Origin of the sequence: Streptomyces zaomyceticus (assembly GCF_014656215.1) — a bacterium.
Classification (GTDB): domain Bacteria; phylum Actinomycetota; class Actinomycetes; order Streptomycetales; family Streptomycetaceae; genus Streptomyces; species Streptomyces zaomyceticus.
The window spans coordinates 1-15122 of the sequence record NZ_BNBZ01000061.1; the positions used below are offsets into that span (position 1 = coordinate 1).

The 15122-nt window shown below is 72.3% G+C and carries 16 protein-coding genes and 1 pseudogene; 9 read left to right on the forward strand and 8 right to left on the reverse strand.

Annotation, left to right across the window (positions count from 1 at the left end; translation table 11 throughout):
- Positions 1–90 (forward strand): annotated as a pseudogene (locus IE311_RS36050) (heme-binding protein); the annotation flags it as partial.
- 100 nt (positions 91–190) lie between these two features.
- Entirely contained in the window at positions 191–1753 is a 1563-nt protein-coding gene (locus tag IE311_RS36055; RefSeq protein ID WP_189836130.1) for a M1 family metallopeptidase, read from the forward strand.
- On the opposite strand, the gene IE311_RS36060 is transcribed toward IE311_RS36055, so the two are convergent.
- Together IE311_RS36060 and IE311_RS36065 are read right to left on the reverse strand one after the other, a co-directional pair.
- The gene (locus IE311_RS36060) at positions 1750–2280 is read right to left on the reverse strand and encodes a GNAT family N-acetyltransferase (protein ID WP_189836131.1); all 531 of its coding nucleotides are present in this window, start codon (positions 2278–2280) and stop codon (positions 1750–1752) included. The two genes, IE311_RS36055 and IE311_RS36060, sit on opposite strands and share 4 nt — an antisense overlap.
- A gap of 77 nt (positions 2281–2357) precedes the next feature.
- Positions 2358–2933, reverse strand: coding sequence for a TerD family protein (locus IE311_RS36065; RefSeq protein WP_189836132.1), 576 nt, complete (start codon positions 2931–2933; stop codon positions 2358–2360).
- A 115-nt stretch (positions 2934–3048) separates the two neighbouring features.
- Between IE311_RS36065 and arfB the strand changes: the two genes are divergently transcribed.
- Positions 3049–3486 (forward strand): alternative ribosome rescue aminoacyl-tRNA hydrolase ArfB, encoded by a 438-nt coding sequence (gene arfB / locus IE311_RS36070; protein WP_189836133.1) that lies wholly within the window; start codon positions 3049–3051, stop codon positions 3484–3486.
- Positions 3487–3560: 74 nt separating this feature from the next.
- On the opposite strand, the gene IE311_RS36075 is transcribed toward arfB, so the two are convergent.
- Entirely contained in the window at positions 3561–4124 is a 564-nt protein-coding gene (locus IE311_RS36075; RefSeq protein WP_189836134.1) for a flavin reductase family protein, read from the reverse strand.
- A gap of 265 nt (positions 4125–4389) precedes the next feature.
- Here IE311_RS36075 and cdgB point away from each other — a divergent pair, with 265 nt between their 5' ends.
- A complete protein-coding gene (cdgB, locus tag IE311_RS36080) occupies positions 4390–6126 on the forward strand; it encodes a diguanylate cyclase CdgB (RefSeq protein WP_189836135.1) in 1737 nt (578 codons plus the stop codon).
- Positions 6127–6221: 95 nt separating this feature from the next.
- A complete protein-coding gene (locus tag IE311_RS36085; protein WP_189836136.1) occupies positions 6222–7196 on the forward strand; it encodes a carbohydrate-binding protein in 975 nt (324 codons plus the stop codon).
- A gap of 106 nt (positions 7197–7302) precedes the next feature.
- Here the strand turns inward: IE311_RS36085 and IE311_RS36090 are convergent, their stop codons facing one another.
- The 4 genes from IE311_RS36090 to IE311_RS36105 all read right to left on the reverse strand — a co-directional run bounded on the left by IE311_RS36090 (position 7303) and on the right by IE311_RS36105 (position 10793).
- Positions 7303–7548, reverse strand: a complete 246-nt coding sequence (locus tag IE311_RS36090) for a hypothetical protein (protein WP_189836137.1) — start codon at positions 7546–7548, stop codon at positions 7303–7305.
- Positions 7549–7637: 89 nt separating this feature from the next.
- Positions 7638–8564: a 1-phosphofructokinase family hexose kinase gene (locus IE311_RS36095; protein WP_189836138.1), complete on the reverse strand. Its 927-nt coding sequence runs from the start codon at positions 8562–8564 to the stop codon at positions 7638–7640.
- 136 nt (positions 8565–8700) lie between these two features.
- Complete coding sequence (gene nagA / locus IE311_RS36100) at positions 8701–9843, reverse strand: N-acetylglucosamine-6-phosphate deacetylase (RefSeq protein WP_189836139.1); 1143 nt, start codon at positions 9841–9843, stop codon at positions 8701–8703.
- On the reverse strand, positions 9843–10793 hold the full coding sequence (locus tag IE311_RS36105) for an ROK family protein (RefSeq protein ID WP_189836140.1): 951 nt from the start codon (positions 10791–10793) through the stop codon (positions 9843–9845). The genes nagA and IE311_RS36105 overlap by 1 nt, the downstream gene beginning before the upstream one ends.
- Before the next feature lie 219 nt (positions 10794–11012).
- Here IE311_RS36105 and IE311_RS36110 point away from each other — a divergent pair, with 219 nt between their 5' ends.
- The 3 genes from IE311_RS36110 to otsB all read left to right on the forward strand — a co-directional run bounded on the left by IE311_RS36110 (position 11013) and on the right by otsB (position 13699).
- Positions 11013–12296 carry an ABC transporter substrate-binding protein gene (locus tag IE311_RS36110; RefSeq protein WP_457853432.1) on the forward strand — a complete coding sequence of 428 codons (1284 nt, stop codon included), beginning with the start codon at positions 11013–11015 and terminating at the stop codon, positions 12294–12296.
- A gap of 12 nt (positions 12297–12308) precedes the next feature.
- Entirely contained in the window at positions 12309–12569 is a 261-nt protein-coding gene (locus IE311_RS36115; RefSeq protein WP_189836142.1) for a DUF3263 domain-containing protein, read from the forward strand.
- A 287-nt stretch (positions 12570–12856) separates the two neighbouring features.
- Entirely contained in the window at positions 12857–13699 is an 843-nt protein-coding gene (otsB, locus tag IE311_RS36120) for a trehalose-phosphatase (protein WP_189836143.1), read from the forward strand.
- Positions 13700–13703: 4 nt separating this feature from the next.
- Here the strand turns inward: otsB and IE311_RS36125 are convergent, their stop codons facing one another.
- Positions 13704–14591: an NAD(P)-dependent oxidoreductase gene (locus IE311_RS36125; RefSeq protein WP_189836144.1), complete on the reverse strand. Its 888-nt coding sequence runs from the start codon at positions 14589–14591 to the stop codon at positions 13704–13706.
- Between the two features lie 98 nt (positions 14592–14689).
- Between IE311_RS36125 and IE311_RS36130 the strand changes: the two genes are divergently transcribed.
- On the forward strand, positions 14690–15031 hold the full coding sequence (locus IE311_RS36130) for a winged helix-turn-helix transcriptional regulator (RefSeq protein ID WP_189836145.1): 342 nt from the start codon (positions 14690–14692) through the stop codon (positions 15029–15031).
- Positions 15032–15122 lie beyond the last annotated feature (91 nt).

Here is a 15122-nt window from a genome sequence, read left to right on the forward strand (position 1 = left end):
CCGATCGCGGGCATCGGCGTCGCCGGCGCCCCCTCGGGCGACCTCGACGAGAAGTTCGCCCAGGCCGGCGTCGCCGCCCTCGGCAAGTAACACGGCCGTGGCCCCCGGCCACCCACAGCCGGTGACGGCGCCCGGATCCCCCGCCGGGCGCCGTCGCCTTTTCCCCATCCGCCCTGCTTAGGATCGGTACGTGACCTCGCGCAACCGGACCGGAGCAGCCGCGGGTGGCCTGGCCGCCGCCCTCACCGCCCTCGCGCTGCTCGCGGGCGGCTGCACCGAGGCCACCGGTGGCGTCCGGGGGACACCCGGGGCCGCCGGGCTGCGCGATCCGTACTTCCCGAAGCTCGGCAACGGCGGCTACGACGTGCGGCACTACGCCCTCGCCCTCGCCTACGACCCGGGGACCGGGCGGCTCGACGGCACCGCCGAGATCACGGCCCGCGCCACCCAGGACCTCAGCGCCTTCAACCTCGACCTCGCCGGTCTCACGGTCGCCGGGGCGACCGTCGACGGCGACCCCGCCGCGGTCAACCGGGCGGGGAACGAGCTGACGCTCCGGCCCCGGGAGGAGATCCGGGACGGCGCGGAGTTCCGGACCACCGTCAGGTACGCGGGCGTGCCCGAGTCGATCACGGACGCAGACGGCTCGCAGGAGGGCTGGCTGCGGACCGGGGACGGGGCGGTCGCGGTCGGCGAACCGGCGGGCTCGATGACCTGGTTCCCCGGCAACCACCACCCGTCCGACAAGGCCACGTACACGATCACGCTCACCGTCCCGGCCGGTCTCGAAGGCATCTCCAACGGCGTCAGGACCGCCCGCCGGACGGCGGCGGACGGCCGTGTCACCAGCGAGTGGCGGGCGGCCGAGCCGATGGCCGGCTATCTGGCGACGGTCGCGATCGGCCGGTACGAGACGGACGAGAGCGTCGGGAGGACCGACGGCACGGGCACGGGGACGGGGACGGGGCCGACCACGGGGACGGCGACGGGACCGGCGACGCCCGCAGCCCCGTCCACCTCCCCGTCCACCCCCGCATCCCCCTCCACCCCCGCATCCCCTCCCGGGCCCACGCCCACTGCCGCCCCCGCCGCCGTGTCCGTCCTGACCGCCGCCGAGCGGTCCGTCGCCGAGAGCAGTGCCGCCCTGCGGGGCGAGATCCCCGAGATCCTCGACCGGCAGATCCGGCGCTTCGGCCCGTACCCCTTCTCCTCCGCCGGAGCGATCGTCACCCGGGACGGGACCCTCGGGTACGCCCTGGAGACGCAGACCCGGCCCGTCTTCCCCGCGGCGTCCTTCGACCGGACGACCCTCGTCCACGAGCTGGCCCACCAGTGGTTCGGGAACTCCGTGTCCCCCGCGACCTGGCGGGACCTGTGGCTGAACGAGGGCTTCGCGACCTACGCCGAGTGGCTGTACACGGAGGAGTACGAGCACGTTCCCGCGCGCACGCACTTCGAGCGGGCCTTCGCCCAGGAGGCCAACTGGGCCTTCCCGCCGGCCGCGCCGCCCACCGCGGAGAACCTCTTCGACCCGCCCGTGTACCAACGCGGCGCGATGGTCCTGCACAAGCTGCGCGAGACCGTCGGCGACCGGACCTTCGACGAGATCCTGCGCGGCTGGCCCGCGAAGTACCGTCACGCCAACGCCTCCACGGACGACTTCACCGCCTACGCGGAGTCCGTGGCCGGCCGGGACCTCGACGAGCTGTGGGACGTCTGGCTGTTCGGCGACGGGAAGCCGGACACCCCCTAGGCCGTGCCGAGGTCCTTCCGCAGGACGACGCACGGGCGGCCGTGGGCGAGGTCGGGGCGGCGGTCGGTCTCCTCGTAACCGAGCGAGGTCCAGAAGGCCAGTGCCTTCGGGTTGTTCTCCAGGACGGCGAGCCGCAGACCGGTGCGGCCACGGGCGCGGAAGCGGTCCTCCACGTACGAGGCGAGGCGGCGTCCGTGGCCCGAGCGGCGCTCGTCGCCGTGGACCATGAGGAGCCCGAGCCATGGGTCGGGGTCCGCGGGGTCCGGGTGGCGGCCGAGGGTCACGGCGACGGCGACGAGCCGGCCCTCGGAGCGGGCGAGGAGGACTTCGGCGGTGGGCTCGGCGAGCTCGTCGGCCAGGGCGGCCGCGACCTGCTCGGGGCTGATGTCGGACGGGTCCGGGAAGTCGCCGCTGAGCTGCTGGAACTCCTCGTCGGACGCGTACAGCGCGGCGAGTTCGGTGAGCAGCGGGCCGGGGAGGGCCGCACCGTCCTCCAGGGCCTTGGGCGCGAGGGCTTCGACGATCACGCGGAAAGGGTAGAGCCCCGGCGGGGATTCCCCGCCGGGGCTCGGCGCTCCACCGAAGCGGAGGCTGACGGCGTACGTCAGAGGTTGACGCCGAAGTCGCGGGCGATGCCCTCGAGGCCCGAGGCGTAGCCCTGGCCGACCGCGCGGAACTTCCACTCGGCGCCGTTGCGGTACAGCTCGCCGAAGACCATGGCGGTCTCGACGGCGGCGTCCTCGGAGAGGTCGTAGCGGGCGAGCTCGGCGCCGCCGGCCTGGTTCACGATGCGGATGTACGCGTTGCGCACCTGGCCGAAGTTCTGCGAGCGGCTGACCGCGTCGTAGATGGAGACCGGGAAGACGATCTTGTCGACGTTCGGCGGGAGGGCCGCGAGGTTGACGTTGATCTGCTCGTCGTCGCCGCCGCCCTCACCGGTGCGGTTGTCGCCGGTGTGGACGATGGTCTGGTCCGGCGTCGACTTGTTGTTGAAGAAGACGAAGTGCGCGTCGGACGCGACCTTGCCGGCGGCGTCCACGCCGATCGCCGAGGCGTCGAGGTCGAAGTCGGTGCCGGTGGTCGTACGGACGTCCCAGCCGAGGCCCACGGTGACAGCGGTGAGGCCCGGGGCCTCCTTGGTCAGAGAGACGTTGCCGCCCTTGGACAGGCTCACAGCCATGGAAAGTCCCTTTCATCGTGGTGTCGTCGCCTGGAGAAACGCGTAGGCACCTCCAGCGGTTCCCGTTGGGTTCCGGGCGAAAACAGGATGACTCCGATGGCCCCCTGCGGGGAACATGGGGGGCATGTCCGGTCCGTATCCCATCCGCGGCTCCGTCTCGCTCCCCGAGGCCGAGCTCCAGTGGCGTTTCTCGCGTTCGTCGGGCCCGGGCGGACAGCATGTGAACACCAGCGACTCGCAGGTCGAGCTCCGCTTCGACCTCGCGGCCACCGACTCCCTGCCCGAGGTGTGGAAGGCCCGCGCCCTGGAGCGGCTCGCGACCCGCCTGGTGAACGGTGTGGTGACGGTCCGCTCCTCGGAGCACCGCTCCCAGTGGCGCAACCGCGAGACGGCGGCGGTCCGCCTGGCCGCCCTCCTCGCCGAGGCGACGGCCCCGCCGCCGAAGCCCCGCAGACCGACGAAGATCCCGCGCGGAATCAACGAGCGCAGGCTCCGGGAGAAGAAGCAGCGCTCGGAGACCAAGCGCACCCGGCAGTCCCGCGACTGGGGCTGAGCCCCCGGCAGTCCCGCGACTGGGGCTGAGCCCCCGGCAGTCCCGCGACCGGGGCCGGGCCCCGTGCGCCGCGCTCAGGACAGGTGCCGGTACTTCCCCTGGTAGTACGTCAGCGGTCCGCCCTCCGGCGACAGCGCGCCGACCGTCAGGACCCGGCCCACGACGAGTGTGTGGTCACCGGCCACGACCCGGCTCTCCGTACGGCACTCCAGGACCGCCAGGGCGCCGCCCATGAGCGGGGCGCCGCTCTCCTCTCCCCGGGTGAACGGCAGGTCGGCGAAGAGGAGCCGGTCGCTGACGCGGTTCTTCATCGCGAAGCGTCCCGCGATGTGCCGCTGGTTCCCGGCGAGCATCGACACCGCCCAGACGGGCACCTCGGCGAGCAGGTCGTCCATGCGGGAGCCGTTGCGGAGGCTGACCAGGACCAGCGGCGGGTCGAGGGAGACGGACATGAAGGCGGTGGCCGTCATGCCGACGTCCTCGCCGCGGGGGCCGTCGTCGGGGTCGTGCGCGGTCACCAGGACCACACCGGACGCGAGGCGGGACATCGCCGCCCGGAACTCGTCGTTGCTCACCCCCTCAGCATGAGGGATGGCCAGATCGGAGACGGGGGGCGAGGCCGGGGTCTTCTGCAGCACACCCGCACGCTAGTCCGGGGCCCGCGGGCGCCACATCGGGCCGGGGGACCAGACCGCCACCCCCGCCGGTCCTAGGACCCCGGCGGGACCCGCCATGACCTGCTGTGACTTGAGTCACAGCGCCCAGTATTTGCTGACCCTGTGTACCGGGTGCGCAGCTCGCTGTGATTCAGTGGCAGTGACAGTGCAATACGAACGGTGACTGTGCAACACGAAGCCGATGAGAACCCTGGAGTTGCTGTCGAGGTCTCGGGGAGAGCGAGCGATGGAGACCGAGTCGGAGCCGTACGTCCGTCTCTCGACCCTGCGGCAGCTGCATCAGGTCGTGGCGGACCTCAACACTGCGCGCAGCCTGGCGGACACCCTGCAGACCGTCGCCGACGGTGTGGTCGCCGGTCTCAACTACGAGTTGGCCTGCGTCAACCTCGTACGCCCCGACGGTGACCTCGTCGTCGCCGCCTTCGCCGGAAGCTCCGCCGCCGAGGCCCTGATCACCGGCCGGGTCGGCTCCCGCGCCTCCTGGGAGCGGCGCCTCTCCATGGCGACCGCCTGGGGCGACCTGCGGTTCATACCGCACACCGAGGGCTGGGTGCTCATGGAGGACGACGTCCCCCAGTGGCACACCGACGGCCCCGCGCCCCGCTTCGAGGACGAGTGGCACCCGCACGACCGTCTCTACGCCCCGATGTACGCGTCCGGCTCCGGCCGTGAGCTCCTCGGCGTCATATCCGTCGACCGTCCGCGCAACGGCCGGCACCCCGGCCCCTGGGGCCAGGAAGCGCTCCAGATGTACGCCTCGCAGTCGGCGATAGCCATCAGCAACGCACGGCTCCGCTCCAACATGCAGCGGGCCCTCGTCCGGCTGGAACGGGAGCAGCAGGCGCTGCGCGCCAGCGAGGAATCCTTCCGCCAGGCCTTCGAGTACGCGCCCTCCGGCATGGCCATCGCCGAGATGGGCGGCGACCAGCACGGCCGGCTGCTCCGCACCAACGACGCCCTCTGCCGGCTCCTCGGCCGGCCCGCCTCCGTGATGCGCCGCTACTCCTTCGCCGACCTCGTCCACCCCGAGGACATCGGCACCCTGCTGCGGACCTCCGCCGAGGGCGGCCGGGCCGAGCTGCGGCTCGGGCGGCGCGACGGCACGTACGTGTGGGTCTCGCTGCGCAACTCGGTCGTCGCAGACACCGCCGACGGCCCCCGCTTCCTCCTCACCCACGTCGAGGACATCGAGGAGCGCAAGCGGCACGAGCTCCAGCTCGCCCACCGGGCCTCGCACGACGCCCTCACCGGCCTCCCCAACAGTGCCGAGCTGCGCTCCCGGCTCTCCGCCCGGCTCTGCGAGCGCCCGGCGGCGCACGCGGCGGCCGACCAGGCCGCCGGGTACGGGGGCGGATACGAGTCGGGGCGGGACGGCGGGTACGCCACGGGCCAGGGTCCCGGTCCCGCCGCCTACGACTCCGGCCACTCCGGCAGCCCCGGCTACGAGTCGCCGTACGAGCACGAACACGAACACGGCTTCGGTTTCGAGCCGGCGGGCGGCGCCGGTCCGTACGACCACCATGTCCACATCGTGGCCCCCACCGGTGGTGACATCGACGACGGTACGAAAGGGCTTGCCGTCCTCTTCTGCGACCTCGACGGCTTCAAGTCGATCAACGACCGCTTCGGGCACCACACCGGAGACGCGGTCCTCATCGAGGTCGCCCGCAGGCTCACCACCGGGGTCCGTGACGGGGACACGGTCGCCCGGCTCGGTGGTGACGAGTTCGTCGTCCTCGCCGACGGCCTCGGCGCGGCCGACGCCGCCGACCTGGCCGTACGTCTGCGCAACGCGATCATTCCGCCGATCCGGGTGGACGGGCGGGCGGTCCGGGTCGGGGCGAGTTTCGGCATCGGCTGGGCGGAGTGCGGGATGTCCGTGGAAGAGGTGCTGAACTCCGCCGACCAGCGGATGTACGTGGAGAAACGCTCCCGCGCCAAGGTGCACCGGCGCGCCGGCTGAGGCTCCTGACACGCCCGGGACCGCTTCGGGGGCTGGTCCGTTCGAGGTAGGCTCGGCCGGTCGGCGACGGCTGGCGAGCATGGAGAGGAACCCGGATGGCTGCCGGTAACGACGGCGCGAACAAGCCCGAGAACGACGACCCGTTCGGCTACCTGTACGAGGACGGTCAGGCCGCGGGCGCCCAGCCTCCAGGCGGGGGCGGCTACGGCTACCCCGGGCCCGCGCAGGCTCAGCCCGGCGTGCCCCGGACCTCGTACAACCAGGTCAGAACGGTCGGCGAGCGCCAGTACGGCGGCCAGCAGTACGCGCAGCCCCATGTGCCGCCGCAGCAGCAGTCCCCGTACGGCCGGCCGCAGGCGCAGTACGCCGCCCCGGAGACGTACGGCGGTCCGCCGACCCGCCCGGTCCCGCCGCAGCAGCACGGTGGCGGCTCGGGCCGCGGTCCCAACACCAAGGGCCTCCTCATCGGCGCGGTCGCGGTCGTCGCGGTCGTGGTGATCGGCATCGCGGCCGCGGTGATCTCCAACAGCGGCAAGGACGAGGACAAGGGCGACCAGGCCGGCGGCGGCGGCACGACCCCGACGGCCCCCTCCACGGTCTCCGAGGAGCCCAGCACCGAGCCGAGCGCCGACAAGACCCCGTCCGAACTGCCGAAGCAGGACGCGGCCACCCTGAAACTGGGCGGCGCGGCCGCACTCGCGAAGGACGTCAAGGGCGCGAAGGGCCCGGGCGGCGCCTATGTGTCGTTCAACGGCGTGGGCGGTTCGGCGAGCTGGTCGGTGGACGTACCGGACTCCGGCGCGTACACGCTGCGGATCATCTACAGCGTGCCCGGCAAGGACGCCAAGACCTCTCTGACGGTCAACAGCGAGACGCCCCGCGACGTCAATATGTCCAACTTCGCCAAGGCCGCCGAGGGCGACTGGGAGAAGGGCTGGACGTACACGTACGCCTACGTGAACCTCAAAAAGGGCAGCAACGCGCTGAAGATCTCCTGCGAGGCGGGCAACACCTGCGACGCGATCCTGGACCAGGTCTACCTGGAGGCGGGGAAGACCGGAAAAGGATAAGAAATCGCCTTCACCTGAGGCGACGCGGAGTTGGCCCGTGGGCGGCGCGATGCGCGCCGCCCACGGGCCCTTCGTTCTTCCACGATCAATCCGGCGGGTCTGCGGCCTACCAGTCGATGCAGCTGTTGGCGATGGCGCCCGCGCTGTTGGCACGGGCGACCTGCACCCCGATGTTGAAAAGCCCGTTGGGATGCGAGGCCGTGGTGTCCCACGTGCTGCGCGTTCCGTTGCCCTTGGTGTTCGTGCGCCAGGGCCAGTAGTGCAACTTTCCCCACACGTCGGTGGACACCAGGCGAAGCCGTACGCCGTAACCATCGGCCATGACGTCGTCCAGGACGAAGTGGATCTTCACCGTTGCGTCGGGGCCGTGGTAGCCGGTATTCGATCACGAAGCCTTTGTTTGAACAGGCTTGAAGTCGGTGATGGGTTGTAATTTGGAGGTCATCCGACGTCGTTGAGTTGCTCCGATGTCACCCGGGGCAGCAGCTCCTCGTAGGCCGTCGGGTCGAATTCGCCGGCCACCGGGGAGAGGACCGTCGCCGCCGAGAGGGCGACCGCTCGGGCCAGGCGGTCGGGCCAGGGGGTGCCGTCGACCAGGCCCGAGAGGAGGCCGGCGACGGCCGAGTCGCCCGCGCCGGTGGGGTTTCCCTTCACGGCCGCCGGTGGGGCCGCGCGCCACAGGCCCTCCGGGGTCGCGGCGAGCAGGCCGTCGGGGCCCAGTGAGGAGACGACCGTGCGGGCGCCCCGGCCGCGGGCTTCGTGGGTGGCGCGCAGCGGGTCGCGGGAGCCGGTGAGCTGGGCGAGTTCGTCGGCGTTCGGCTTGACCAGGTCCGGGCGGGCGGCGATGCCGCGCCGCAGGGGTTCGCCGCTGGTGTCGAGGAGGACGGGCACTCCGGCCGTACGGGCGAGGCGGACGAGTTCCGCGTACGCGCCGACGTGGATGCCCGGCGGGAGGCTGCCGCAGAGCGCGACCGCCGTGGCGCCGTCCAGGAGCGCGGTGAAGCGGACCCGGAAGGCGGTCCACTCCGCGGCGGTGACGGTGGGGCCCGGTTCGTTGAGCTGGGTGGTGTCGCCGGTCGCGGCGTCGACCACCGCGACGGTGCGGCGGGTCGCTCCCGCCGTCTCGACGAGCTCGTCCCGTACGGGTGTCGCGGCGAGTTGTCCACGGAGCACGGCTCCGGTGGCGCCGCCCGCGAAGCCGGTCGCGACGGTCTCGTGGCCGAGCGCGGCCAGGACCCGGGCGACGTTGAGGCCCTTGCCGCCGGGGCGTTCGATGACCTGGGTGACGCGGTGCGAGGCGTGCGGGGTGAGGGCGGGGACCCGGTAGGTCAGGTCCACCGCCGTGTTGAGGGTGACTGTGAGAATCACCTGTCCGACCCCCGTACTCCCTGTGAAGTCTGTGGGAACGCTCGTTCCGACGGGCCCTGATCATGCCAAACGAAAGGCGGTAGGCCCAGCCCCCCGGCCCACCGCCCTTCCGTGTGACTCCTGATCAGGAGCGTGTTCAGACCTTCGGGTCGACGATCCACTCGCCCTTGCGCATGACGCCCTTGAGGTTGAACTCGGCGTCCAGGACGACGATGTCGGCGTCCTTGCCGGGCTCGAGGGAGCCGACGCGGTCGTACACGCCGAGCAGGCGGGCGGGGTTGGCGGAGATGGCCTGGACGGCCGATTCGACGGGGATGCCGTCGATGGTGACGGAGCGCTTGAAGGCGCGGTCCAGGGTGAGGGTGGAGCCGGCGATGGAGCCGCCCTCGACGAGGCGGGCGACGCTGTCCTTCACCTCGACCTCCAGGGGGCCGAGCATGTAGCGGCCGTCGCCGAAGCCCGCGGCGTCCATGGCGTCGGTGATGAGGGCGACGCGCTCGGCGCCCGCGTGGTGGAAGGCGAGTTCCAGGGCGGCGGGGTGGAGGTGGGTGCCGTCGTTGATGAGCTCGACGGTGATCCGCTCGTCCTCCAGGAGGGCGGCGATCGGGCCGGGGGCGCGGTGACCGAGTCCGGGCATCGCGTTGTAGAGGTGGGTGGCGACGGTGGCGCCGGCGTCGATGGCCTCGACGGTCTGCTCGTAGCTGGCGTCGGTGTGGCCGATGGCGGCGATCACGCCGTGCTCCGCGAGCAGGCGTACGGAGTCGAGGCCGCCGGGCAGTTCGGTGGCGAGGGTGACCATCTTGGCCCGGCCGCGGGCGGCGTCGATCAGCTTGCGGACGTCGGCCGGGTCGGGGTCGCGCAGCAGCGTCTCGTCGTGGGCGCCCTTGCGGCAGGGGGAGATGAACGGGCCCTCGAAGTGGATGCCCGCGATCTCGCCCTGTTCGGCGAGCTCGGAGAGGAGTCCGGCCCGCTGGGTGAGGAAGTCCATCTCGCCGGTGACGAAGGAGGCGACGACGGTGGTGGTGCCGTGCAGCCGGTGGGTGTGGACGCCCTTGAGGACCTCGTCCACGGTGCCGGAGGTGAAGGAGGCGCCGCCGCCGCCGTGGTTGTGCATGTCGACGAAGCCGGGGACGAGCCAGTGCCCGGTCAGGTCGAGGGTCTCGGCGCCCTCCTGGGTGCTCCCGACGATGCGCTCGCCGTCGACGATCACACGTCCGTTCTCGACGATCCCGGTGGGCAGCACGACGTGTGCGCCGGCGAGAACCTTGTGATCGGCCATCAGGCGGAAACCTCCGAGTCGGTGGGGCGCTGGTCGGCGAGCAGGTCCCAGGCGAGGAGGCCCGCACCCAGGCATCCGGCGGTGTCCCCGAGGGCCGCCGGGACGATGGCGGGCAGCTTCTGGAACGTGACTCGCTCCTCCACCGCGGCCCGAAGTGGTGTGAACAAGGTTTCCCCGGCCTCGGCCAGTCCGCCACCGATGATCAGTGTGCGCGGGTCCAGCAGGGTGAGCGCGGTGACGAGGCCGTCCGCGAGGGCGTCGACGGCGTCCTGCCAGATCCGCACGGCGGTGGTGTCGCCGGATTCGACGGCCTTGGCGCAGTCGGCGGCGTCGGCCTTCGGATCGCCGCTGGCCTCGGCCCAGGCCTGGGAGACGGCGGAGGCGGAGGCGTACCGCTCCAGGCAGCCGCGCTGGCCGCAGCCGCACTCCGTGCCGCCGGGGCGGACGACGATGTGGCCGATCTCTCCGGCGTAGCCGTGGGCGCCGGCTTCGATGCGGTCGCCGATGCCGATGGCGCCGGCGATGCCGGTGCCGAGGGGGACGAAGAGGAAGCGGTCGGCGCCGTTGCCCGCGCCGATCCGGCCTTCGGCGAGGCCGCCGGTGCGGACGTCGTGGCCGAGGGCGACGGGGATGCCGTCGAGTCTCTCGCTGAGGAGTTCGCGCATGGGAACGTCGCGCCAGCCGAGGTTGGCGGCGTAGACGGCGATGCCGTTCTCGGCGTCGACGATTCCGGGCACGGCGACTCCGGCGGCCGCGGCGGGTTCGCCGTACCGCTCCTGGCCGAGGGCGCGGAGGTCTTCGGCGAAGCCGAGGATCGTCTCCACGACAGCCTCGGGGCCGCGATCGCGCCCGGTGGCGCGGCGGGCCTCGTGGAGCAGGGTGCCGTCCGCCCCGACGAGGGCGGCCTTCATACCGGTGCCGCCCACATCCAGGGCGATGACGTGTCTCACGGATGACAGTTTGGCGCGCGAGGACCCAAAAGGTCTAGTCCACTGCCGAGGATTGTTGCGTACGGATACAAATTCGGGACGCGTCATGGGGTCATGGTCCCCATGACGTTGCGGAAGTGATACCCGAGTGGTGTAGACCTCATGCCCGGCCGCAGGAGAGACTTACGGCCCTGCGCAGAGCAAACGTGCGGCTCGATGCAGCTCAACGACGAGCAAAAGGTGGATGAAGCCGTGGAGCGGCGACGATTCCTTGGACTGACCGCGGCCGTCGCCGCACTCGGACTGACCGCCACGGTCTCCGGCTGTGGCTCCCTCGGGGGTGACGCCGGCGATGTGACCCTCAGACTGGTCGCCGCCGACTACGACCTCACCGGTGGCGACACCACCAAGAAGTACTGGACCGACCTCGTCGCCGCCTTCGAGGCCGAGCACCCGGGCGTCAAGGTCGAGGTGCAGATCGAGTCCTGGGACGACGTGGACCGCAAGGTCGCCGAGATGGTCAAGGCCGACCAGGCCCCCGACATCGCGCAGATCGGCGCCTACGCCGACTACGCGGCCGCCGGTGACCTCTACGCCGCCGACGAGATCCTCTCCATACCCGTCCAGGCCAACTTCCTCGCCCCGCTCGTCGCCGCCGGCGAGCACAAGCGGACCCAGTACGGCCTGCCGTTCGTCGCCTCCACGCGACCGCTCTTCTACAACCAGGCCCTCTTCGACGACGCCGGAATCGAGCCGCCCACCACCTGGGACGAGCTCGCGGCCGCCGCCGGGAAGCTGAAGGACAACGGTGTCCGAACCCCGTTCGCCCTGCCGCTCGGCCCCGAGGAGGCCCAGGCCGAGGCCCTGATGTGGATGCTCGCCGGAGGCGGCGGCTGGACCGACGGCACCGACCACTACTCGGTCGACTCCGACGCCAACATCAAGACCTTCGACTGGCTCAAGAAGAACCTGGTCGGCAAGGGCCTCACCGGGCCCGTCGCCCCCGGCAAGCTCAACCGCAAGGCCGCCTTCGCCGCCTTCGCGAGCGGCGAGGTCGGCATGCTCAACGGCCACCCCTCGCTCCTCAAGGAGGCCGCCAAGAAGGGCGTCAAGGTCGGCCAGGTGCCGCTGCCCGGCGTCGACGGCCGGGCCAAGGCCGCCATGGGCGTCGCCGACTGGATCATGGGCTTCAAGCAGAACGGTCACCGCAAGGAGATCGGCGACTTCCTCAACTTCGCCTTCAACGACGAGAACGTCCTGAAGTTCGCCGGCGACAACGACCTCCTGCCGGTCACCGTCAGCGCCTCCACCCGCATGGAGACCGAGCCCGAGCACGCCAACCTGCGGGTCTTCCTCAAGACCCTCCCGGACAGCCAGCTCCCGCCGGTCGGCAAGACGTCCTGGGCCAAGGTCAGCGAGAACGTCAAGCAGAACATCGGCAAGGCCGTCACCCCGGCCGGGCGCCCCGCCGAGGTCCTGGGCTCGATCGGCCGGGCGGCGACGGCGGCGGAGAACGCCGAGTAATAGGTTGGTCGTATGACCGAAGAGCGGGATGTGGCAGTCGGCGACGAGGGCGGGCTCGGTGAGCGCGAGCAGGCCCTCCTCGCCGTCGAACGCCGCTCCTGGCCCGGCCCCGGAGCCAAGGAACGCGCGGTCCGCGAGCGCCTCGGGCTCTCCCCGACCCGCTACTACCAGCTGCTCAACGCCCTCCTCGACGACCCGCGCGCCCTCGCCCACGACCCGGTGACGGTGAACCGGCTCCGCCGGGTGCGGGAGGAGAGGCAACGGCGGCGCTGAGCTCCGGGCCCGGCCCCCGGCCTCACCGAGCTCAGCCCGGGCCGGGCGGTCCGGGCCGACCGGTCCGCCGCCGCGGCCGGACGACGCGGCGACGCGTGGTGCCGGGCGGCGTGCGTCGGCCCCGCGTGCGTCGGCCCCTGCGGGTCGGCCCTGCGTGCGTCGGCCCCGTGTGGGTCCGATTCCCGGGGTCGGGCACGCGTCCGAGGAGATGACCCAGCGGCTCCGTTCCGCCCGCCGTCTCGTTCGTGCCCCTGACGCGGGCGCCGCGCGTGGGTAGGGTCGTGAGCATGGTCAGCAGCCTCCCGCACCCGACCACATCCGCCGGCCGCGACGGTCTGGCCGCGCTCCTCGCGCGTCCCGCGAAGGCCGTCGTCGCCCTCGACTTCGACGGCACCCTCGCCGAGATCGTTCCGGACCCCGAACGGGCCCGCGCCCACCCAGGGGCCGTCGAGGCGCTCGCCGCCCTCGCACCCGAGGTCGCCTCCGTCGCCGTCGTGACCGGCCGCCCCGCCGGGGTCGCCGTCCGTTACGGCGGCTTCGCCGGTGTCCCCGGCCTGGAGCACCTCGTCGTTCTCGGCCACTACGGCGCAGAACGCTGGGACGCCGTCACCGGCACCGTCCGGGCCGCCGCCCCCCACCCGGGCGTGGCCTCCGTCCGCGCCGAACTCCCCGGCTTCCTCGACCGGGCCGGTGCCTGGCCCGGCGTCTGGATCGAGGAGAAGGGCCGCGCGGTCGCCGTCCACACCCGCCGCGCCCTCGACCCCGAGGCCGCCTTCGAGGCCCTGAGGGGCCCCCTGGGCGACCTCGCCACCCACCACGGCCTCGTCCTGGAACCCGGCCGGATGGTCCTGGAGCTGCGGCCCCCGGGCATGGACAAGGGCGTCGCGCTCGCGGAGTACGTACAGGAGATGGGTGCCGGGTCCGTGCTCTACGCGGGCGACGACCTCGGCGACCTGCCCGCCTTCGCCGCCGTCGAGAAACTCCGCTCCGACGGCACCCCGGGCCTGCTGGTCTGCAGCGGCTCCACCGAGGTCACCGAGCTCGCCGACCGCGCGGACCTCTCGGTGGCGGGCCCGCCGGGGGTGGTGGAGTTCCTGACGGACCTGGCGGGGGCGGTACGGGAGGGCTGACCCGTCACTCTCCCCGTACGAGCAGCTCCACCACGCCCGTCAGGTCCTCGTCGCCGCCCGCCTCGGCCAGGCGGCGGGCCATCAGATCGAAGTACGGGCGGAGCAGTTCGGTGCTGACGCCCTGCTCCTCGGCCGTGGCGAGGAACGTGGGCGTGCCGGCGACCTGCATGCCCAGGCCGGAGACGACGCCCTTCGTGTAGTCGCCGCTCCGCAGCCGGTCGGCGGTGAGGTGGACGCCCTGCGCCATCGCGGTCAGCCAGTCCGCGAGCAGCGGGGCGAACTCCACCGGGTCGATGTCCTCCTTGCGGAGCAGGGCGAAGGCGTGATGGACGCCGGCGAACATCCCGTACATCCCGCTGAGCAGGGCCACGTCGTGCAGGGCCGCGTGGCCCGCGTCCGCGCCCACGTACCGGGTGCCCACGGGCACGGCCAGGGTCTCCCGGTGCTGCGCGAACAGCTCGGCCGCGCCGCTGTAGAGGACGTACCCGCCGGCCTGCGGGACGCCGACCATCGGCGGTACGGCCATGATCCCGCCGTCCAGGTAGCGGGCGCCGCGCCCGCGGGCCCAGTCGGCGCGGGCGCGGGCCTGGGCCGGGGTCGTGGTGGTGAGGTTGACGAGGTCCTTCCCCGTCAGGTCGGCGTCGGCGAGGGCCTCGCCCACCGAGTCGTCGTCCAGGAGGCAGACGACGACCAGCGTGCTCGCGGCGACCGCCTCCGCGGCGCTGTCGGCGGCGTTCGCGCCCTCGGCGACGAGCCCGGCCGCGCGGGACGGGGTGCGGTTCCAGACGGTGAGGGGGTGACCGGCGGCGAGCCAGGTACCGGCGAGGGCGGTGCCCATCGCACCGAGGCCGAGCAGGGTGACGGGGGTCTTCGGATGCGCGTTCGCTGTCATGACCACAAGGCTGTTACAGGGCTCTGACCTGCTCAAGTACCCACTTGGAAGTGGGTGATTACCCTGAGGTGAGCGAACAGGTCAGGAGGGTGGGGCACATGGCGACGCTGAACCGGCCCGGAGCCGAGGACGGGCACGTCTGCGGGATCGACGCAGCGATGGAGGTCATCGGAGGCAAGTGGAAGGTGCTCATCCTGTGGGCGCTGCACGAACAGCCGCGGCGCCGCTTCGGCGAGCTGCGGCGCGTCGTCCCGGGCATCACCGAGAAGGTCCTCGCCTCCCATCTGCGGGAGATGGAGGCGGACGGGATCGTGGACCGCGTCGCGTACGACGAGGTCCCGCCCCGCGTCGAGTACGGCCTGACCAAGGACGGCATACGCCTCAGCGACGCCCTCGAACCGCTCGCGGCCTGGGGCCGCGAGCGGAGGCGGCACGCCTAGGGCGTGTCCGCAATGTCAGTTGGGGAGCCATAGTCGCAGGCAGGCGATGGTGACCAGGGCTTTGTAGTGGCGGGCTCGTTTGTCGTAGCGG